15 protein-coding genes and 1 pseudogene are annotated in these 20,262 nt (G+C 61.3%); 7 read left to right on the top strand and 9 right to left on the bottom strand.

What is annotated here, in order from left to right; translation table 11 throughout:
- Positions 1–33: 33 nt before the first annotated feature.
- Positions 34–816: a hypothetical protein gene (locus PFEN_RS10865; RefSeq protein WP_191486828.1), complete on the bottom strand. Its 783-nt coding sequence runs from the start codon at positions 814–816 to the stop codon at positions 34–36.
- A 64-nt stretch (positions 817–880) separates the two neighbouring features.
- Positions 881–1,273, bottom strand: a complete 393-nt coding sequence (locus PFEN_RS10870) for a DUF6152 family protein (RefSeq protein WP_191486829.1) — start codon at positions 1,271–1,273, stop codon at positions 881–883.
- Positions 1,274–1,508: 235 nt separating this feature from the next.
- Here PFEN_RS10870 and PFEN_RS10875 point away from each other — a divergent pair, with 235 nt between their 5' ends.
- Positions 1,509–2,846, top strand: coding sequence for a hypothetical protein (locus PFEN_RS10875; RefSeq protein WP_191486830.1), 1,338 nt, complete (start codon positions 1,509–1,511; stop codon positions 2,844–2,846).
- A gap of 62 nt (positions 2,847–2,908) precedes the next feature.
- Here PFEN_RS10875 and PFEN_RS10880 read toward each other — a convergent pair whose 3' ends face one another.
- The 3 genes from PFEN_RS10880 to PFEN_RS10890 form a co-directional block, all read right to left on the bottom strand.
- The gene (locus PFEN_RS10880) at positions 2,909–3,472 is read right to left on the bottom strand and encodes a cytochrome b (protein WP_191486831.1); all 564 of its coding nucleotides are present in this window, start codon (positions 3,470–3,472) and stop codon (positions 2,909–2,911) included.
- Between the two features lie 101 nt (positions 3,473–3,573).
- Positions 3,574–5,028, bottom strand: a complete 1,455-nt coding sequence (locus PFEN_RS10885) for an aldehyde dehydrogenase family protein (RefSeq protein WP_191486832.1) — start codon at positions 5,026–5,028, stop codon at positions 3,574–3,576.
- A 27-nt stretch (positions 5,029–5,055) separates the two neighbouring features.
- On the bottom strand, positions 5,056–6,432 hold the full coding sequence (locus tag PFEN_RS10890) for an aspartate aminotransferase family protein (RefSeq protein ID WP_191486833.1): 1,377 nt from the start codon (positions 6,430–6,432) through the stop codon (positions 5,056–5,058).
- Between the two features lie 201 nt (positions 6,433–6,633).
- Here PFEN_RS10890 and PFEN_RS10895 point away from each other — a divergent pair, with 201 nt between their 5' ends.
- Together PFEN_RS10895 and PFEN_RS10900 are read left to right on the top strand one after the other, a co-directional pair.
- Positions 6,634–7,608: a helix-turn-helix domain-containing protein gene (locus PFEN_RS10895; protein WP_191486834.1), complete on the top strand. Its 975-nt coding sequence runs from the start codon at positions 6,634–6,636 to the stop codon at positions 7,606–7,608.
- Positions 7,609–7,833: 225 nt separating this feature from the next.
- Entirely contained in the window at positions 7,834–9,282 is a 1,449-nt protein-coding gene (locus PFEN_RS10900; protein WP_191486835.1) for an APC family permease, read from the top strand.
- On the opposite strand, the gene PFEN_RS10905 is transcribed toward PFEN_RS10900, so the two are convergent.
- The 3 genes and pseudogenes from PFEN_RS10905 to PFEN_RS31425 form a co-directional block, all read right to left on the bottom strand.
- Positions 9,279–10,772 (bottom strand): MFS transporter, encoded by a 1,494-nt coding sequence (locus tag PFEN_RS10905; RefSeq protein ID WP_191486836.1) that lies wholly within the window; start codon positions 10,770–10,772, stop codon positions 9,279–9,281. The two genes, PFEN_RS10900 and PFEN_RS10905, sit on opposite strands and share 4 nt — an antisense overlap.
- 65 nt (positions 10,773–10,837) lie before the next feature.
- The gene (locus PFEN_RS31420; RefSeq protein WP_412071424.1) at positions 10,838–11,593 is read right to left on the bottom strand and encodes a methyl-accepting chemotaxis protein; all 756 of its coding nucleotides are present in this window, start codon (positions 11,591–11,593) and stop codon (positions 10,838–10,840) included.
- 102 nt (positions 11,594–11,695) lie between these two features.
- A pseudogene (locus PFEN_RS31425) lies at positions 11,696–12,967 on the bottom strand (HAMP domain-containing protein); the annotation flags it as partial.
- Positions 12,968–13,233: 266 nt separating this feature from the next.
- Here PFEN_RS31425 and PFEN_RS10915 point away from each other — a divergent pair.
- The 3 genes from PFEN_RS10915 (at position 13,234) to PFEN_RS10925 (ending at position 17,664) form a co-directional block, all read left to right on the top strand.
- Entirely contained in the window at positions 13,234–14,682 is a 1,449-nt protein-coding gene (locus PFEN_RS10915) for an APC family permease (RefSeq protein WP_191486838.1), read from the top strand.
- An 89-nt stretch (positions 14,683–14,771) separates the two neighbouring features.
- On the top strand, positions 14,772–16,193 hold the full coding sequence (locus PFEN_RS10920; protein ID WP_191486839.1) for an aldehyde dehydrogenase family protein: 1,422 nt from the start codon (positions 14,772–14,774) through the stop codon (positions 16,191–16,193).
- Between the two features lie 145 nt (positions 16,194–16,338).
- A complete protein-coding gene (locus tag PFEN_RS10925) occupies positions 16,339–17,664 on the top strand; it encodes a hypothetical protein (RefSeq protein ID WP_191486840.1) in 1,326 nt (441 codons plus the stop codon).
- Between the two features lie 49 nt (positions 17,665–17,713).
- Here the strand turns inward: PFEN_RS10925 and PFEN_RS10930 are convergent, their stop codons facing one another.
- Positions 17,714–18,472 carry an IclR family transcriptional regulator gene (locus PFEN_RS10930; protein WP_191486841.1) on the bottom strand — a complete coding sequence of 253 codons (759 nt, stop codon included), beginning with the start codon at positions 18,470–18,472 and terminating at the stop codon, positions 17,714–17,716.
- A gap of 245 nt (positions 18,473–18,717) precedes the next feature.
- Here PFEN_RS10930 and PFEN_RS10935 point away from each other — a divergent pair, with 245 nt between their 5' ends.
- Complete coding sequence (locus tag PFEN_RS10935; protein ID WP_191486842.1) at positions 18,718–20,259, top strand: acetolactate synthase large subunit; 1,542 nt, start codon at positions 18,718–18,720, stop codon at positions 20,257–20,259.
- The last annotated feature ends 3 nt before the right edge of the window (positions 20,260–20,262 follow it).

Here is a 20,262-nt window from a genome sequence, read left to right on the forward strand (position 1 = left end):
CGGACAGTTCCAGGAGAGGGGGGATGGGCGGCTTCACTCAAGGTTCAGAGATGCCTTGCCCTCGCTGTCGATCACGATCTGGTTGTTTTCGCAAACGTACTCTTGAATGGCGTAACTGGAGCGCTTGTACTCAAACGTGAAGTGATACGGGGTATTGAGTACCTGCGGGTCTTCGATCAGGACCTGGTTCTCCAGGTGATCCGGCCCGCGTAGCCGGAGGCGCTCGGTGATCTTCATATCCGGCCCGTGGGGCACGTCATAGAAGCGCACGTCCGTTCGCACTCGCTGGGTCTCTACCACGAGCGTGTCACCTTCCCAGTGACCACGCGAATGGCCCTGGTAGAGCGGGTCGAGCTTTTCTTTTGGTGGCATGGCCTGGTTCAAGAGAATCCGCCGCACCTGCTGGAGATACTCGCCGAGGACGATCACTTGTTTGTCGTCGTGAATGATCTGGATTGGGAAGAGCGCCGCCATCATCGTGGGCATGCCCTCGGGCAGGCATCTGGAACTGGTGGTGGCGATCGGCGTCCCGGCTGCGTTCGCCACGGCTTCTTTCTTCTTGAGTTCGGCGTACTCGGCGGCATACGACGCCTTGAGGTCCATCGGGCCGCCGGGGTGCACCGGATCGTCCGGGTTCTCGCCGAACCAGTCGTCCGGGGTTCTTTCCCAGGTGCCGCTGATGTCTGGCCGTGTGGCCACGCTGTGCTTGTCGCTTGGAGATTTCGACGCTGTCGCGGCGTTGCTCATCCCGGCGAAGGTCACGAGGAGCGCCCCCAGGAAGATCACCGCTGCGTTCGAGATTCGTGCTGGTTTCATTGAAATGTCTCCGCGTTGCTGGTTTGCCCAGTTCTGTTGTCGCCGCACTCGGGAGAGGCTGCCTTTATCCGCCACCCGAGAGCACGACGTCACCGATCTTGATCTCCACGAGCAGGCCGCCCGGGTCACCGTTTTTCAGCGGTTTGAAGGACACCTCGGCGCTTTCGCCGGCCTTGATCGAGTCGGCACGCCAACCTGTGCGCTGCAACGCGTTGACGCTGCCCGTCTCGATCTTGAAGCGCTGGGGCGGCGGGCCTGGCACATCGAGGTAAATCGTGATGTGAGGGTTGGTCCAGGCAAATCGCTCGACCACACCCTTGATCGTGATCGTCTGGGTCTGGTCGAACAGCGCGAATGAATGGTGGGCACTGGCAACAGGCGGCAAAACACCGCAGGCAATGAGGGTCAGAAGACAAAGCCCCTGACGTAACAACGGGAAGGGTGACAAAGGGGTCATGACGGGCGCCTCGATTTTTATGGTTCTTATGGGCCCAGCATAGGGCCCGCGCGTTCAGAGGCCGTAGCCCAAAACGGCAACCATTCAAGGTACCGAGGTATTTTCTTCGGTGGCGAGGCATCGCGCGACGAAGGTGCGGCAAGCGCTTGCACATGCTGATTTGGGTTACCACTTTCGCGACCCGAACCGGAACACTTCTGTCTCGCCTCACAACTATAAAAACAGGAGAGACGTCATGCGCGCACCCCCATTTGCCCCGTTACTTTCGCTGGTTGCACTCTGTGCATTTGAGCAGCAGGCACACGCCTACACGCTCTACAACGAAGATGGCGGTGGCACCGTTTTGAACGCCGAGCTGGGCGCCGGATTTGGTTGGTTCAGCAGTACCCGCAACTATATCGGCGACCCGCAGAAACAACCCGGCAGCATGCGTTGGCAGGAGGGCTACGCCAAATATGGTCTCAGCGGCTCTACGGACAAGATCACCGCCGGCTCGGTCTATGGTGGCTTCAGCCTGCTCAGCAGCGGGTCATGGGGTGACGGAGACATGGGGGCGACCACGGCGGGGAACGAGCGAAGAACGGCTGTGGAGGACGCCTTCCTGGGCTGGAAATCAGGCGATCTGCTGCCTGCCCTGGGCAAGGATGGTGTGGATTTCTCGTTCGGGCGCCAGATTGTCACGGTGGACGGCTTTCTGATCACCGACGATGGATTCTCCGCCGGTAACGCGTTCAATCCCATCGAGGGCGTGCGCGACAGCCGGTTCAACCGCGGTGGCGCCTTTTACCTCGGCCAGCGCCTGGCGTTTGGCAATACGGCGGTGCTGAAGCTGGGCGGTAAGGAGGGGCTGCACGGCAGCCTGATATGGCTGAAGTCCGATAACCCCGGGCAGTCCAAGACCGAACTGGCTGTGGGTACTATCGATTACACGACGCCCATCGGTTCGATCGGTTCGACCTACGTGCGCGGCCTGGATGTGGACGAGCGATATGCCTTCGCTGATCGGCTCGAGCGCAAGGGCATGAACGTCTACAGCATTCGTGGGCAGGGCAATGCCGGGATCGAGAACGCCGACTTCGCATTCGAGGTGGCCCGCGAGGAAAAAAGTTCGGGCTCACAGCGGGCGATGTTCTTCGACGCGGGCTACACCTTCGCCGATGTCCGCTGGCAACCGACGGTCAGTTATCGCTATTCGCGCTACTCCTCAGGCTGGGACTTTCTGTTCCAGGGCGGCTACCGCAAACGCTACCAGGGTGAAATTGCGCTCAATTATGCAGGTTCCGTGACCTCGAACATGGAGATCAACGACGTACTCCTTGCCGTTCGGCCGACCGATAAGTTGACCCTTAACGCGATGGCCTTCGACTACCACCAGCTATCCCGTCGTAATGAACAGGACTTCACCGCACGCGAGATCGACCTGTTTCTGGATTGGGCGGTGACGGATAACATCACGCTTTCGCCGCTGATTGGCTTCTACAAGCCCGAGAAGTGGCTCGGCAACGGTGGCCGGCAGAGTGGTAGCGCATCAACGAACACGTACATGCAGTTCATTGTGTGGGTGGCTTTTTAAGTCGCCATTGAGCTCTGTTGTGAATCGTGGGGCGTTGATGTTTGCGTCAACGCCCCATCAACTCACAGCATCCGACGCAGGACGTCGCGTCGAGGATCCTGGTCGTAGAACCGGTGCTTGAGGGCGCCTGCGACATGGAACAGGATCAGTCCGAGCAGGGTATAGGCGAGTACTTTGTGCAGCCATTGGAAAACGACGAACCAATCGTCGTTTTTCGCCAGGAGCTCCGGCAGGTTGATCCCGAAAAAGAACACCCCGTCGCTCATCGTGTAGGTGCTCGACATGGAGTAACCCATCAACGGCACGATCACCAGCAGCACGTACATGACGCGCTGTGTCAGTCGTGACAGGAACTTTTCATACCCCTCCAGCGTTTCCAGCGGCTGTGGCAAACTCGGGGTGCGAAAACGCACGGCGAGCTGAGTCAGGATAACCAGGAACGTCAGCACCCCGAAGGATTTGTGCCAGGGGTAATAGAGCTCGTACTTGCTCGCCACTTCGTCATTCAGACCGGTCATATGCCAGCCTGCCCAGAGGAGGCCCAAGACGAGCACGGCGCGCGCCCAGTGCAGAATTCGCAGGGACGTCGGATACCGATCGGTTGTCTGTTGGTCTATCGGGTTCATCGTAGTCTCTCCATTGATTATCAAAGGCATCAAGCACTTTTGAACGTCCACCCTCTACTGTACAAGGCTTGTGGGGTGGTTCGTCTGGGTAGGGATTATTTTCAGCTGGGCAGCAGCACGGTGATGACCTTCTCCTCGGTATAGGCCATCGCGCCGCCAAACCCGCCTTCACGACCAATCCCGCTGGTCTTGACTCCGCCCCAGGGCAGATTGGCGTCCAGCGGGCTCCAGCAGTTGACGCCCACGGCGCCGACCTTCACCGCGGCGGCTACGCGGTGCGCGCGCACCAGGTCGGTCGTCCAGACCGTGGCCGCCAGGCCGTAGGTGGAATCATTGGCCAGTGCGACAGCCTCATCTTCGCTGTCGAAAGTGATCACCGTGCCGACGGGGCCGAAGATTTCATCTTGGGCGATCGCCATGGCGTTGTTGGCATTGGCGAAGATAGTCGGTCGGACAAACCAGCCCCGCTCAGGCGTCGATACACCACCGGCCAGTAGCGAGGCGCCTTGTTCGATGCCCAGTTGGATATAACGGTTGACGCGATCGAATTGCGCTTTCTTGGCCACTGGTCCCATCTGTACGCCGGGCTCCCGAGGATCGCCTACCTTGACTGCTCGCGCGGCATCGGCAAGCGCCGCGGCGAAACGCTCGGCGATGCCGCGTTGTACCAGGATGCGCGAGCCGGCGGCACAGATCTGGCCCTGGTTGGCGAACAGGCCGAGCGCGCAGCCGCGCAGTGCGTCGTCGAAGGAGGCATCGTCGAACACAATCTGCGGGCTCTTGCCGCCCAGCTCCAACGCCACGCGCTTGAACAGCACACCGGCGGTGCGCTGGATTTCGCGTCCGGCCTCGGGGCTGCCGGTGAAGCTGATCTTGGCGACGTGCGGGTGTTCGCACAAGGCGCGCCCCACCTCGTTGCCGTAGCCGGTGACCACGTTGATCACGCCGTCGGGGAAGCCCGCTTCCTGGGCCAGCCGCGCCAGGTGCAGGGCGGACTGCGGTGTCTCTTCCGAAGGCTTGATGACCACGGTGCAGCCTGCCGCCAACAGAGCGGCGAGCTTCCACACGGTGATCATCAGCGGCGAATTCCAGGGCACGATGGTGCCGACCACGCCCACTGGCTCCCGTACCGTGTACGAAAGAGTCTTGGTGCCAAAGTAGCCACCGGTGGGAATGGTGCGACCTTCCAGCTGGTTGGCCCAGCCGGCGGCGGCGCGCAGATTGGCGATCGCGTTGGGCAGGTCCATCCGGCGTGGTTCGATGGGGGAGCGGCCGATGGCGTTGGCGTCCAGATCGGCCAGCAATTCGCTGTCACGTTCTACCAGGTCTGCCAGTTGCAACAGCAATCGACCGCGCTGGGCGCCGTCAAGCTGGCTCCAGGCACCACGCTCCAGTTGGCTGCGCGCGGCCCCCACGGCACGGTCCACGTCCTCGGCCGTGCCGCGCGCGGAGCTGCCGTATACTTGTTCTGTCACGGGATTGATCAGGATTATGCGACGGCCGTCGGAGGCTTCGACGCCAGCGCCTTCGATGAAGTGATTCAAGTGCTCAGTCATTTTGCGGTCCATAAGTAGTGGGCAAGATCACGCCTTGAGGGAGGCCAGGGCGTCGCCGAAGATATCCAGTGCCTTGAAGAACAGCTCGCGAGAGATGGTCAGCGAGGGCATGACGCGCATCACGTTGCTGTAGCGGCCACAGGGAATCATCAGTACGCCGTGGTTGAGCAGGTAACCCATGAGTTGGCCGATCTTTTCGCCCGCCAGGGGGGCCTTGCTGACCGGGTCTTCGATCAGTTCGATACCGATCATCAGACCGCGCCCGCGCACTTCACCGACGAACGGGCTGTTGAAGCCACGAATGTGCTCCTGTGCCTCCAACCCCAGCGCGTGAGCGCGGTTGAGCAGGTCGAGCTCCGGATCCTGCAGGATGCTGATGTTGGTCAGCGCCACCGCCGCCGACAACGAGTTGGCGGCGAAGGTGTTGGGCATTGAACCATCGGGAATCTGCGCCGCCAGGTCCGAGCGCATGATCAGGCCGGCCATTGGCAGGTCGCTGCCGATGCCTTTGCCGAAGGTGAGCATGTCGGGCTTCACGCCGGAATGTTCGACCGCCCACATCTTGCCGGTGCGCCCCGCGCCGGACTGCACTTCATCGACAATCAGCAACGTGCCGCTGCGGTCGCAGGCCTTGCGCAACAGTTGCAGGAACTCTGGCGAGGGCGGCACGTAGCCACCTTCGCCTTGTACCGGTTCCACGATCACGGCGGCCACGTCATCGGCGGCGGTATAGGGGGTGTTCAGCAGATAGTCCACGTACTCACCGGCGATCTGCTCGGCGCTTTTGTGGGTGGTGTCGAAGGGGAAACGGTAGGCGTAAGGGTAAGGGGCGTGAATCACGCCACCCATCTGGGCGCCATAGCCCTTGCGGTAAGCAGTACCGGTGGTCAGGGCGCCGGAGGCGTTCCACACGCCATGGTAGCCGCCGTGGAAGGCGATGATCTGGTGCCGCCCGGTGATGCGCTTGGCGAATTTGATCGCGGCCTCCAGCGCATCGCTGCCGCTTTGCGTGAAGAAGGTGATGCAGTCGCCACGCAAACCGTCGGGCGCGATCTCGGAAAGCTTGGCGGCCAGTTCGGTGCGTCGGGTGCTGTTGATTTCCAGGGCGTGCATCAGTACTTCGGACTGTTCGCGAATCGCCTGCACCACCTTGGGGTGGCAGCGACCTACGCTGCTGACGCCCACGCCGGCGGACAGGTCGATGTAGGTGTTGCCGTCGGGGTCCTTGAACGTCGCGCCGAAGGCGCGGTCCATGGCCACCGGCATGCGTCCGCCGCCGCGCGCCATCGACTCGGTACGCGCCGACAACGCCAGGGCCTCGCGGGTCCTGGGGCCGGGAAGCGTGCTGGATGTCATCCGCGGGGCATCCGCGAAGTGCAGGGATTCAAATTTGGCTTCACTCATGACGGTCTCTCTGGGATGTCGATGCAAGTGTGCCGATCATCTCCGGGGCGCGTCCGTGGCCGGTAGCCCGAATCGGCACATGGGTAGGCACCTCCAACGCATGGTCGATTCCACAAACAACTTGCAGGACTTGTGCTATGTGCGAATATCAAACGGGACGGCGATCTAAAAACAAGAATATTGGTAGAGGCTTGCGACCCAATGAAAAACCAGACGATCAGCCATTTTCGAGATATCCATGTCCATGCAGCCACCATCCAGCAGTGGAGCCAGGACTACAGCCAGTTAACCGCAGGCTCCGCCGAGAGTTCGCTCATGCAGCTGACGACGTCGGGTTGCCACTTGTTTCTCGAGCAGATCAACCAGCGCGTGGTGCAGAACGGCGTGGCCCCTCGCGGCAAGATGTGCTTTGCCGTGCCGATCAACGTCCCCGGTTCGATTCGGATGCAGGGGCGCGAGGCGGATGACAGCAGCCTGTTCTTTCTTCACGGTGGCGAAGAGTTCATGTTCCATATGCCGATGGGCATGGAGCTGTTGTCCATCACCTTCGAGCGTGAGTTGTTCGAAGAAGCGCTGGAGCAAACAGCGTCAGCGAAGGAACTCAGCCGGTTGCTGCGCCAGCCGGTGATCAGGGTTTCTCCCCAGCGATTCGCACAGGCTCGGCGCCGATTGCTGGCGTTGTTCTCCGAGGCCCTGGTGGACGAAGATCTCGACAGCGCGCGCGATCGGGAACGGGAGGTGGCGCTGGAGCAGGCCATGCTCGGTGAGTTACTGCAACTGATGACCGACCCGGCCTGTGACAAGCAGCAGCGCAGCCCCAGCTCCACGCGTAGTTTTATCGTTGAGAAATGCCACCGCCTGGCGACCGCCGAAATGATCAACGTGCCCAGCGTGATCGAGTTGTGCCAGCGACTCCAGGTGAGTCGGCGCACGGTGCAGAACAGCTTCCGTTCGGTCGCCGAGACCACACCGCTCAATTATTTGCGTTCTGTGCGGCTCAACGGTGTACGCCGTACCTTGATGTCTACCCATGCATCCGAGCTTTCGATCGGTGATGCCGCTGCCCAGTGGGGCTTCTATCACCTGAGTCATTTTGCGGCGGAATACCAGGAGCTGTTCGCGGAGTTGCCGTCCCATACCGCCCGCGCCGCCATCACCGGTTGCGTGCGTGCCTGAACACAAAAAAATGTAGAAAGACCTGAAATAGCCTGCGTCGGCTGGTCAAGCGGCGCAGGTGTTTCGCCGTGGGTGCTTGCGTTACCGATTTGGGATACCGGGGCGTTGCCGGGCAGGCATAGGATCAATGCCAGCGTGCAACAACAACGACAAGCTATTCGGTACCGGTAAACAACCGGCCGCACCGATCCTACAGCGACTGCCTCATACAATAAGGTCAATAACATGAGTGTATCTAACCCGGTCAACAGCTCCACGGAGCTCAAGCGTGGCGCCTTGGGTGTGGGCTTTATCATCTTCTTCGTGGTATCGGCGGCGAGCCCGTTAAGTGTGATCGCCGGCGGCTTTCCGATCGGCATCATGCTGGGCAATGGCGCCGGTACCCCGGCATTGCTGATCCTCGCTTTGCTGGTACTGCTGGCCTTCTCGGTGGGTTACACCACCATGTCGCGCCACCTGACCAATGCCGGCGGCTTTTATGCCTTCACCGCCCGTGGGCTGGGCGGCCTGGCCGGTGGCGCCACCGGGGTCCTGGCGATGTTTGCCTATAACATCCTGCAGGTCGGGTTGTATGGCATGTTCGGTGGGGTGGTCAGTGGCACCATGGCAAGCGTATTCGGTCTGGTGCTGCCGTGGTGGTCCTACTCACTGATGGCGATGGTAAGCATCGCGATCCTCGGTTATCGCAAGATTGACCTGTCGGCGCGGCTGCTGTCGGTGATGGTGATCGCCGAGTACCTGGCGATCCTGATCCTGGACTTCGCCATCCTCAAATCCGGCGGCGACAGTGGCATCAACCTGGATGCGTTCAGCCGCAGCCATGTGTTCAGCGGCACGCCGTCAATCGGCTTGCTGTTCTGCTTCGCCGCTTTTATCGGCTTCGAGGCAACGACCATTTACGGCGAAGAGGCCAGGAACCCACAGCGGACCATCCCGATTGCCACTTACTGCTCGGTGTTGCTGATCGGTGGTTTCTATGCGCTGTCGGTGTGGTCGATGGTGGTGGGAGTGGGCGCCGACAAAATCGTACCGATGCTGCTGGCCTTGCAGGATCCGACCACGTTTATCTATGGCATGTCTGACCACTTTGTCGGCCCGCAACTGACACAGATTATCCGTGTGCTGTTCATGGTCAGTATCTATGCCGGTCTGTTGGCCTTTCACAACGCCGCCGCGCGTTACTTCTATGCCATCGGCCGTGACGGTTTGTTGCACAGCCAGTTAGGGACCACCCATCGCGTGCACCAGAGCCCGCATATGGGCTCGGCGTTGCAGAGCTTGATCTCGGCCGTGGTGGTGCTGATTTTCGCCGCGATGGATGCCGATCCGATCTTGCAACTGTTTGCCTGGCTCTCCAACCTGGCCACGCTGTGCGTGATTTTGCTGATGGCGCTGACCTCGGCGGCCGTGCTGGTGTTCTTCCGGCGCCACCCCGAGCTCAAGGTCGGGGTCTGGCGTGGGCAGATTTTCCCCGGCTTCTCTTGCCTGGCCCTGTTCGCGGTGCTGATCCTCGCGGTGGTGCATTTCGATGTGCTGACCGGTGCCAGCCAACTGCTGTCCTATAGCCTCTGCGCCATTATTCCGCTGGCCTTGCTAGGAGGGGTATTCCTCGCGGCGAGGCTGCGCAAGGCGTCGCCGCAGAGGTTCCTCGCATTGGGCAGCCACAAGCTTTAAGGCGTGCCCTGCGCCGCTTGCTTGCTCAGTCTGACCAGCAGCGCTGCGATCAAAAGCAGCGCTGCCGATGCTGCGAGCACCGCGACAAAGCCTGCGTCAAACGCCGAACGGGCAAATGCGCTCAGCATCGCGGCGCCGTCGGGCGATAACGTTTCGGCGACCACCAGCGCATCGTCAAGACTCTCGAATGTCGCGGGGTTGCGGGTCAACCAGGACGGAATCACCACGCCCGCCGAATACCCATAAATCGCCGATAACAGGCTGCCCGCCAAGGTCACACCCACCGCACCGCCCAGTTCAAAGGACACTTCCTCGATGGAAGCGGCCATGCCGGCCTGGTCGGCGGGAACGCTGAGCATGATGGTACTGGACGAAGCGGTCAGTGCCGCACCAATCGTAAAACCGAGCAGCGCAAGGATGATCAGTTGCAGGTATACCGTGGCGTCATACAGCAACAGGCAGGCCAGCATCGACGCTGACGACAACAGCAACGTCCAGAACAGCATCCGCTGGTTCCCCAGGCGAGGCAGGTAGTAACCGGCAAGCGGTCCGGAGATAAACGAGCCCAGGGGGAGCGGGAGGATGAACAATGCCGCCTCCAGCGGCGACAGGCCGAGCACCAGTTGCAGGCGTTGGCTGAATACCAGCTCCATGCCGATCAACGCAGCGGCTGACACGACCGCTGAAATAACGGCATTTCTGAAACCAGGCGCCTTGAACAGTGCCAGGTCGAGCATCGGCTGGGTAGCGCGGCGTTGACGCCGAATGAACAGCGTCAAGAACAGCGCGCCCAGGGCCAGTGCCAGCAGCATGCCTTCGAAGGAGGGCGCCCGCTTGCCGAGTTCCTTGATGGCATACGCCACGCTGATCAACCCGATCATCACCTGCAACGAGCCCAGCCAGTCCCAGCGTTTGCTGGCATCCCCCGGGTGATTCGGGATCAATAGAGCGCCGGCGACTAACGCCACCAGCACAATCGGCACGTTGATCAGAAACACCGAACCCCACCAGAAATGCTCCAGCAAAAGGCCTCCCCCCACTGGGCCGAACGCGGCCCCCCCTGAAGCCACCGAGGCCCAGATACCGAACGCCATGGCCTGTTCGCGTGGCTCGGTGAACGTCACCCGTACGATCGCCAGCGTGGCGGGCATCATCATCGCCGCGCCAACCGCCAGGAAACCGCGCGCACCAATCAGTACGCCGGCGGAGGGTGAAAACGCCGCAATCAGTGAGAACAGACCAAACAAGCCGAGCCCGCCGATGAACAGGTGTTTGTGCCCGAGACGGTCACCCAGTGTGCCCATGCCCAGCAGCAGCCCGGCGGCGATCAGTGCATAAATGTTGACGATCCAGAGCTTTTCCGAAGCCGAGGCACTAAGCTCCCGGGTCAGTGTGGGCAGGGCGGTGTACAGCACCGTCATGTCGATGACGATAAGCAGCAATGCACTGGAAATAATCGCGAGGATCAGCCAGCGGCGTGGAGAAATCATCAGTGGTGCTCATTGATGGAAAATGGGACGGCGATCACTTTAACTCAGTCAAGACGGCATACCTCTTACACACGGAAATGACCGACCAGTTGCTGTTGGTGATGGGCCATTTGATGCAGTGAATCACTGGCCTTCGACGCCTCATTCACCCGGTTGGCGAGGGTTTCGCTGATGCCACGAATGTCACTGACCCGATGACTGATATCTTCCACCACCGTACTTTGCTCCAGGGCCGCGCTCGCAATCTGCTGGTTCATCTGTTCGATTACCGTCACGGCCTGGGAAATATTTTCCAGCGCCGCACGGGTCTGCTGTACCTGGATCACGCTGCCGCCGGCTTGCTCGCGACTCAGTTGGGCACTGTGCACCAGCTCCTGGCTCAGCTGTTGCAGCGTCTCTATCACCGTGCGGACCTGCTCGACCGAGCTCTGGGTGTTGCTGGCCAGGTGCCTGACCTCATCGGCCACCACCGCGAAGCCGCGCCCCTGTTCGCCGGCCCTGGCCGCTTCGATGGCTGCATTCAACGCCAGCAGGTTGGTCTGCTGGGCGATGCTGCTGATGACATCCAGCACCTGGCCGATCTGCGCGCTGCTGGCGGCGAGGGCGCGCACTTGCGCAAGGGTGGTGTCCAGGCGCTGATCGAGGCTTTCGATACTGCGTTCGGCGTTGGAAAACACCGCTTGACCCGATCGGCTCGCGCTTTCAGCAGCGGCCGCGGCGTCTGCGGCAGCGTGGGAGTGGCGCGTGACTTCCTGGGCACTGGCGCTCATTTCGTGCAGCGCGGTCGCGGCCAGCTCCACTTCACGGTACTGGCGTTGCATGCCCGCGCTGACTTCCCGGGCAATCCCCGATGAGGTATCGGCACTGCTGCGGGTCTCCCGGGAAGCGGTTTGAATGTCGCGAATAATCGGCTGCAACTTGTCGAGAAAACGGTTGAACCCATTGGCCAATTGGCCCAATTCGTCGTGACGTCCGGCGGGCAGGCGTTGGGTGAGGTCACCGTCGCCTTCGACGATAGCATCGAGCAGCCCGGCCATCTTCAGCAGCGGGCGTGTCACGCCGTAGGCGGCCAGCCAGATCAGTAGCATGCCCAGGCAACTGGCAAGGATGCCCAGGCCAAGGTTGAGCCAGTTGGACTCACGTCTTCTGTCGTCCAGTTCACTTTGCATCTGTTGGGCGGGTGCCTGCACCCGTGCTTGCGGGACCTTGAATTCCAATTGCCAAGGGGGATTGCCCTTCACGGTCTGTACGGCCTGGCGTATATCCAGCGTAGCGCCCGAGACGTCACCACTGCGTCCCGCCACTTGACCCGAGGACGACAGAATGGTCACTTCGCTGTTGCCTTGGTACAGGTCCTGGCCGAGGTTGGCGGCCAACTTTTGCAAGGTGTCGAGGCTGATGTCCATGCCGACCACGCCGAGGGTCTTGCCGTTGACGATCAGGGGGATGGAAATGCTGCTCATCAGGACTTTTTGGCCTTCCACTTCGACGGTGTAGGGCTCGACTACGCAAATCCGCTTTTGTGTTTGGGGGCAGGTGTACCAGGCGTTTTCCGGTTCGCTGCCGGGTGGCGCGGTGTTGGCGGCGATTTGCGTCTCGGTCAGCACCTCCTGCACCAACTGCCCCGGCTGGCTCTGCGACCAATACAGCGCAAAGCGGCCGGTTTCGTTACCCGCGAGCGCGCGTTGCCCGACGAAACCCGCGTCTGCGCCGGCCAGCGCGTCAGGCAGCAGTATCACGTACAGGCCGAGCACATTTTCGCGTTTGAGCAGTGCCTGACGGCTCGCGTTGACCAGTGTTTCGCGCAACTGCGCAGTCGTGAGGCGTCCATTGAGCGTTTGCTCGCGCAGTTGCAGGACCTGTTCGGCGAACCCCTCGCCATACAACGCCGTTTCGTTGAAAAAGCGCTCTACATGTTGGCCATGGGCAACGGCCTGGGCTTGCAGGCGCTCCAATGCGGCTTGCCCAAGCAACTGGTTGCTCTGCTGCTTGAGCAGTTTTGCGCTTTGTTGATTCTGGTACACAGAGGCACCTATCAGCGCGCCGACGACAGTCAGCAGGCACAGGCCGCTCAGGAGTGTGATTCGCCATTGGAGGGTTAGGTGAGCTGAACGCATGACTGAGGTTTCCTGCAGAGGGCTTTGGTTGCGATGGGCCGAGGACCAGGCTCTCGCTTTTATTATCGGTGCCGGCATCTGGGTGATAGAGCGGGTGACGCGAGCATGCGCAGGGTCTGCGCAAGCGGCTATCCCGAATCGGCAACAGCGCTTCGATCGCCCATGCCGCCTCGACCTGTTTTGGGGCGGCGCTTCGGATGCTACCGATTTGGGATAGCGAGCGGTTCTGGTGCGGGCATAGGATCAAACTCAGCGCGCAACCAAAACAAAAACGCTAATTGGTGCCGATGGAGTTTGATCGGGCCAACCCACCAGCGACTGCCTCATACAATAAGGTCAACAAAATGAGTGTATCTATCCCGATCAATAGCTCCACGGAGCTCAAGCGCGGCGCCCTGGGTGTCGGCTTCATCATCTTCTTCGTGGTGTCGGCGGCGAGCCCTTTAAGTGTGATCGCCGGTGGCTTCCCGATTGGCATTATGCTGGGCAACGGCGCCGGTACCCCCGCGTTGCTGATCCTGGCCTTGCTGGTGCTACTGGCGTTCTCGGTGGGTTACACCACCATGGCCCGGCACCTGACCAATGCCGGCGGCTTTTATGCGTTCACCTCCCGTGGTCTGGGTGGCCTGGCAGGCGGTGCGGCGGGGGTGTTGGCGATGTTTGCCTATAACATTCTGCAGGTCGGGCTGTATGGCATGTTCGGTGGGGTCGTCAGCGGCACCATGGCAAGCGTATTCGGTTTGGTGTTGCCGTGGTGGTCCTACTCGCTGGTGGCGATGGCGAGCATCGCGATTCTGGGTTATCGCAAGATCGACCTGTCGGCGCGGGTGCTGTCGGTGGTGGTGATCGCCGAGTACCTGGCGATCCTGATCCTGGATTTTGCCGTCCTCAAGTCCGGCGGTGACAGCGGCATCAACCTTGATGCGTTCGACCGGAGCCACCTGCTCGGCGGTACGCCATCCATCGGCCTGTTGTTTTGCTTCGCGGCCTTCATCGGCTTTGAAGCCACCACCATTTACGGTGAAGAAGCGAAAAACCCTCAACGTACCATTCCGATTGCCACCTACAGCTCAGTGTTGCTGATCGGCGGGTTCTACGCGATTTCGGTGTGGTCGATGGTCGTGGGCGTGGGCGCGGACAAAATCGTGCCGATGCTGCAGGCCCTGCAGGATCCCACGACGTTTATCTACGGCATGTCCGATCACTTCGTCGGGCCTCATCTGACCCAGATCATTCGGGTGCTGTTCATGGTGAGTATCTATGCCGGACTGCTGGCGTTTCACAACGCCGCCGCGCGTTATTTCTATGCCGTCGGCCGTGACGGCCTGTTGCACAGTCTGTTGGGTACCACCCATCGCGTGCATCAGAGTCCTCACATGGGCTCGGCGTTGCAGAGCCTGATTGCCGCGGTGGTGGTATTGATTTTCGCGGCCCTGGATGCAGACCCGATCCTGCAACTGTTCTCCTGGTTCTCCAACCTCGCCACCCTCTGCGTGATCTTGCTGATGGCGCTGACCTCCGTTGCGGTGTGCGTCTACTTCCAGTGTCATCCCGAGCTCAATGTCGGGCTCTGGCGAGGGCGCATCCTGCCCGGTTTCTCGTGCCTGGCGTTGGTGATCGTTCTGGTGCTGGCAGTGGTGCATTTCGACGTACTGACCGGGGCCAGCCAGCTGTTGTCCTACGGACTCTGCGCCATTATTCCCGTGGCCCTGATCATCGGCATCGTTCTCGCCGCGCGACTGCGGAAGAGCTCGCCACAGCGGTTTCTCGCCTTGGGCAGCCACAAGCTTTAAGGCGGTCCTCGATACAACTCGATTACCCAGACAATACCGGCCTGCCGTTGCTCGGCATGGCTCGTCAGTGTGTGAAAGGAAGGTTCCCAATGCACAACTACAAGATGCTCATCAACGGGGCTCAGGTTGCCGGTGAACAGGGGCACTTTGACGTGATCAACCCCGCCACTGGCGCGGCGTTCGCCCAATGCCCCGCGGGCTCGCTGGCGCAACTCGACCAGGCGGTTGACGCCGCGCGGGTGGCATTCAAGGACTGGCGGCAGAGCAGCCACGCCGACCGTTGCGAGCGCTTGCTGGCGGTAGCGGCGGATATCGAACGGGAAGCCGAGTCACTGGCCCGGTTGATTGTGCTGGAACAAGGCAAACCGCTGGCACTGGCGTTTTCCGAAGTCATGGGCGCCGCTGCCTGGACCCGCTACGCGGCCGGGCAGGAGATTGCCGTGGAACTGGTGGAAGAAACCCCCGCGCAACGGATCGAGTTGCATCGCAAGCCTTTGGGGGTGGTCGCGTCGATCACGCCGTGGAATTGGCCGTTCATGATCGCCGTCTGGCACATCATGCCGGCGTTGCGTGCCGGCAACTGTGTGATCAGCAAACCGTCGAGCCTGACCCCGCTGAGCACCTTGCGTCTGGCGCAGATCATTGCCCGCCATGTGCCCCACGGTGTGATCAATTGCGTGACGGGCGAACAAGGGTTCGGCCGCGCGATCACTTCGCACAGCGGCATTCAGAAGATTGTCTTCACCGGCTCGACCGCCACCGGGCAGAGCGTGATGCGCGGTGCCGCCAGCAACCTCAAGCGCCTGACCCTGGAACTGGGCGGTAACGACGCGGCAATCGTATTGCCCGGTACGTCGGTTGAGGCGGTGGCCGAGGAGATTTTCCAGGCGGCGTTCCTCAACATGGGCCAGACCTGTGCCGCGCTCAAGCGCCTTTACATCCACGAATCGCAGTACCAGGCCTTCGCCGATGCACTGACGCGGATTGCGGCGCGCCAGGTGGTGGGTGATGGCCTCGACGCCGGCGTCACCTTTGGTCCGGTGCAGAACCTTGAACAACTGGAGCTTGTGGACGCACTGGTTGCCGACGCGCGGGCAAACGGCGCGCGGGTGTTGTGTGGTGGCGCGCGTCTGGATCGCCCCGGCTTCTTCTATCCGCCGACCCTGGTCGCGGACGTGACGGACGGTCATCGCCTGGTCGATGAGGAGCAGTTCGGCCCCGTGTTGCCGTTGATCGCGTACCGCGATATCGAAGATGTGTTGCGCCGCGCCAATGCCGGCGACATGGGGCTGGGCGGATCGGTCTGGGGGCCGGATGTCGAGCAGGCCCAGGCCTTGGCCAGTCGCCTGGAGAGTGGTGTTGCCTGGGTCAACTGCCACGCGCAGATCCAGCCGAATACGCCGTTTGGCGGCAGCAAGATGTCCGGGTTTGGCGTCGAGTTCGGCCTCGAGGGGCTGCTGGAGTTCACCGGCCAGCAACTGCTGTTTGTCCGCAAGCGCGATACCGAATAAGGAACATGAGCATGTACGAAAGATACAAGACCACCGAGAAGACGTCTGGCACCCCATGAGTTCCAGCGCCGCCGGCGCGGCGGCACCGACGTTACACCCATACCTGAGAAAGCCTATTTAAAGGCGCCCATGAGGAGCTTGAGCCATGCGGTATCCATCACGTCATCCAGTTTTCGGTAGCACGCTCGTGTGCACATTGGCGCTTTGCGCCATCAACCAGGTGCACGCCTACGAGTTGTACAGTGATGAGAGCCGTCACCTCAACGCGGACATGACGGCCGTGTTCGGCCAGTTCAACAGTCGCAAGAACTACGACGGCACACCCGGGGGCTCTACCTGGCGCGAAGGCTTTATCAAATACGGATTGAGTGGCGACCAGGCTCTGGCGGGCAAGGGAACCGCGTATGGGGCGTTCGCCCTGGTCAGTTCCGCCACCTGGGGCGACGGTGACCCGGCCGGCAATACCCTGGGTACCGAGCGCACAACGAAGATCGAAGACGCCTACCTGGGATGGCGCTCCGGCGAGCTGTTTCCTGCGTTGGGCAAGGACGGCGTCGATGTGTCCGGTGGGCGCCAGGTGGTCAAGCTGGGCCGAGGGTTCCTGATCAACGATGACGGACCGAACCTGGGCAAGGGCCCGGCCAATGGCACGATGAACCGTGGCGGTGCTTATTATCTGGCGGCACGGCATGCGTTCGATCAAACCGCGTATTTGCGTCTTGGCGGGCAAGATGGCCTGCACGGCAGCCTGCTGTGGCTCAAGTCCGACAACCGCGCCCAGGCTGAAACCGAACTGGCCGCCGGCACGCTGGATTACACCACCAAGCCGGGTACGCTGGGGCTGACCTGGATACACGGTATCGATGTGAACAATCAATGGGCCAGCGACTTGCAACGCCAGCGCAAAGGCATGAATGTCTACAGCGTGCGCGGTGAAGGGGATGCGGGCATCAAGAACGTCAGCCTGGCGTTCGAGTACGCCTGGCAGGACAAGGATAGCGGGCCGGAGAAAGCCTGGTACGGCGAAGCGGGCTACACCTTCGCCGATACCGCCTGGGCGCCCAAGGTGACCTATCGCTATACCCGCTATTCACAGAAATGGGATTCGCTGTTCACCGGCTTGAGCATGGGCTATGGAACCTGGTTTCAGGGCGAAGTCGCCGGCAATTACGCCGGGCCGTTCAACAGCAATACCCGCATTCAGCACCTCGGGCTGAAGGCAACTCCGCTGGAGAACCTGACCTTGGGCGCGCTGTACTTCGATTTCGAGACGCTGCGCACCAGCAATGCGCTGAACCTCGATGCCCGTGAGCTGGATGTCTACGCCGAGTGGGCGGTCAACCCGCACTTGATCGTCACCCCACTGATTGGCCTCTACAAACCCAAGCAGGACTCAACCACGGGCGGCAATCAAGTCGGCGGCAATGGTACCAACCTGTACAGCCAGTTGACGGTGGCTGTTCCGTTCTGAGTGCTCATCCGCCGTGTCCAGGGTAAGGGACCGGCGGTTTGTCCATGGCTCAGGACACGCTGGCGTTCGACTGATTGCGCATGTTTTCGGCGATACGCCGAGTGGTATCCATGACCATTTCGATCACTGTTTCCTGACGCAGCAGCTTGAAACTCTGAGTGTTGCCGACGGCGGAAAGGCTGCCGACCACTTCGTCGATATCCGCCTGGATGATGGGCGCGGCGATGCCGGTCAGGCCCAGGTTGAGTTCATCATGGGTCAGGCAGTAACCGTCCTTGCGGATCTTTTTCACGGCCTTGGAGAAGGTCGGCCAGTCATAAGGGCTATCCGGGTCGTTGGCCATATGTTCGTCGAACAAGCGTTGCAAACGACGACCTTTCTGGAAGGCGATCAATACCTTGGATTGCGCGCCGCGAAAAAACGGCAGGGGTTGCCCGCGCCCGAACGCAAAGTGATAGGTGTCGGTGGGTTCGGCGATGTAGGTGTTGATGATGCGCCCATCATAAAAAACGCTCGCAAACACAGCCAGACCCGTTTGCGCGGACAGCTCGTGCATCAACTCGCGCCCGGCAAGGAGGATCGGGTCGTACTGCCGCATCATCCAGTCCAGTTCGATGACCCGCGGCCCCAGGCCATAACTGCCGGCGTCCACGCGGGTCAGCAGGCCGGCCTCACACAGATCCTTGACGTAACGGTACACGGTTGCACGTGACAGGCCCATGCGTTCGGCAATGGTGTCGGGGTCGATCTTCAACGTCTGTGGACCGAACAGGTCCAGGACACTCAGTAATTTGCTCAGACTGCTCATTTCGTTCCTAAAGAAGGGGGGGCACGTGTTTCGTTCCAGCGTTGACCAGGCAGCCTGCGGGAGCGCCAAGCGCTGCCGCAACACTACCGCAGTGCCGGAAAAACGCAATCTCGAGCGCATCGTTTTGTCGTAAAAAGATCATTTAGTCTCAATAAACGAGACAAATTTAAATAAATGGCTTGTTGGTTGAATATTTTTGTGTGATAAATCTCATCACTGCAAATGCTCAAGCAAGAGGGCTGAAAATGAATGGTGCGCAACTGATAGTGAATGCGGCGGCGGCAAGCGGTATCGAATACTGCTTCGCCAACCCCGGAACCACCGAAATTCCATTGGTGGCGGCCATGGCCAGCGCTCCCGCACTCAAGCCGGTGTTGTCGCTGTTCGAAGGGGTTTGCACGGGGGCGGCGGATGGGTATGGCCGGATTGCCGGCAAGCCTGCGATGACCTTGACGCACCTGGGCCCGGGGTTTGCCAACGGCATTGCCAATCTGCACAACGCGCGGCGTGCCAATACGCCCATCGTCAACGTGATCGGCGATCACGCGTCATGGCATGTCAACTACGATCCGCCGCTGGCCAGTGATATCCAGGCCTTGGCCGGGACCGTCTCCGGTTGGGTGCGCACCTCGCGCACGGCGTCGGGTATCGGCGAGGATCTGCAGGAGGCGGTACGGGCGGCCTGGCAGGCCAAAGGGCAGATCGCCAGCCTGATTCTGCCCATGGACCTGCAAGCCAGCGCGGTAACGCACAACGGTGTGTTCGCGCCGATGCGGGCGCCGGTTCGGCGGTTTGCCGGTGACCGGGTCGAGACGGTGGCGCAGGCACTGCGTGATGGGCAACGCCTGGTGTTTATCGTCGGCGATGAGGGCTTGTCGGTCGCCGGTCTGGAAGCCGCGGGGCGCTTGGCCCAGCTGTCGGGCGTGCGCTTGTTTGCCGAGACCTTTCCGCGGCTCAGCTACCGTGGCGGCGGTTTGCCGGACCTGGATCGCCTGCCGTATTTCCCGGAAGTCGCCATTGAAATCCTCGAGCAGTACGACCAGGTCGTGTGTGCCGGGGTGCCGGAGCCCATCAGCTATTTCGGCTACGAAGGCATACCGTCGCGCCTCGCGGAGCGTGAGCGGCTGCTGGCGTTGGCCGATGTCGGTGACGATGTGGCCGGCGCGCTGACGGCGCTGGCCGATGCCCTCAATGCGCCGGCCTACGTGCCGACGCCGCTGGGCATCGAACTGCCGCCCGGCCATGCCGAACTCACACCTCAGTCCGTCGGCCAGGTGCTGGCCGCGTCGCTGCCGGACGACAGCATTGTCTCCGTGGAAGGCGGTACCTGCGGCTATCCGTTTTTTACCGCCTCGGCCCGCGCCGCGCGGCATCGGGTCTTGACCAATACCGGTGGCGCGATTGGCCAGGGTATCCCGGTGGGGTTTGGCGCCGCCTTGGCGGAGCGGGGCAATCGCGTGTTCTGCCTGCAATCCGATGGCAGTGCCCAGTACACCATTCAAACCCTGTGGAGCATCGCCCGCGAGCAGTTACCGGTGGTGATCCTGATTGCCGCCAACCATCGCTACGCCATTTTGCAGAACGAACTGCGTCGTTTCGGCATGACCGAAATGGGCCCCGAAGCCCTGCGCCTGACGGAGCTTGATAACCCGCGGATTGACTGGAAGGCCCTGGCCAAGGGCTACGGCGTGCCGGCCTGCACGGTGCGAACCAACGCCGAACTGCAACGGGCGCTGGCCAATGCCAAGGCCGACGGTGGTCCTTGTCTGATCGAAATGGCGCTGTGAAGG

Source organism: Pseudomonas sp. FEN (genome assembly GCF_904067045.1).
Classification (GTDB): Bacteria; Pseudomonadota; Gammaproteobacteria; order Pseudomonadales; family Pseudomonadaceae; genus Aquipseudomonas.

Bases quoted from the DNA above. Each gene is read 5' to 3' on its own strand.
- PFEN_RS10865 (WP_191486828.1), bottom strand. From the start codon at position 816: ATGAAACCAGCACGAATCTCGAACGCAGCGGTGATCTTCCTGGGGGCG.
- PFEN_RS10890 (WP_191486833.1), bottom strand. From the start codon at position 6,432: ATGAGTGAAGCCAAATTTGAATCCCTGCACTTCGCGGATGCCCCGCGG.
- PFEN_RS10875 (WP_191486830.1), top strand. From the start codon at position 1,509: ATGCGCGCACCCCCATTTGCCCCGTTACTTTCGCTGGTTGCACTCTGT.
- PFEN_RS10935 (WP_191486842.1), top strand. From the start codon at position 18,718: ATGAATGGTGCGCAACTGATAGTGAATGCGGCGGCGGCAAGCGGTATC.
- PFEN_RS10930 (WP_191486841.1), bottom strand. From the start codon at position 18,472: ATGAGCAGTCTGAGCAAATTACTGAGTGTCCTGGACCTGTTCGGTCCA.
- PFEN_RS10885 (WP_191486832.1), bottom strand. From the start codon at position 5,028: ATGACTGAGCACTTGAATCACTTCATCGAAGGCGCTGGCGTCGAAGCC.
- PFEN_RS10925 (WP_191486840.1), top strand. From the start codon at position 16,339: ATGCGGTATCCATCACGTCATCCAGTTTTCGGTAGCACGCTCGTGTGC.
- PFEN_RS10870 (WP_191486829.1), bottom strand. From the start codon at position 1,273: ATGACCCCTTTGTCACCCTTCCCGTTGTTACGTCAGGGGCTTTGTCTT.
- PFEN_RS10880 (WP_191486831.1), bottom strand. From the start codon at position 3,472: ATGAACCCGATAGACCAACAGACAACCGATCGGTATCCGACGTCCCTG.
- PFEN_RS10915 (WP_191486838.1), top strand. From the start codon at position 13,234: ATGAGTGTATCTATCCCGATCAATAGCTCCACGGAGCTCAAGCGCGGC.
- PFEN_RS10900 (WP_191486835.1), top strand. From the start codon at position 7,834: ATGAGTGTATCTAACCCGGTCAACAGCTCCACGGAGCTCAAGCGTGGC.
- PFEN_RS10920 (WP_191486839.1), top strand. From the start codon at position 14,772: ATGCACAACTACAAGATGCTCATCAACGGGGCTCAGGTTGCCGGTGAA.
- PFEN_RS31420 (WP_412071424.1), bottom strand. From the start codon at position 11,593: ATGCAACGCCAGTACCGTGAAGTGGAGCTGGCCGCGACCGCGCTGCAC.
- PFEN_RS10895 (WP_191486834.1), top strand. From the start codon at position 6,634: ATGAAAAACCAGACGATCAGCCATTTTCGAGATATCCATGTCCATGCA.
- PFEN_RS10905 (WP_191486836.1), bottom strand. From the start codon at position 10,772: ATGATTTCTCCACGCCGCTGGCTGATCCTCGCGATTATTTCCAGTGCA.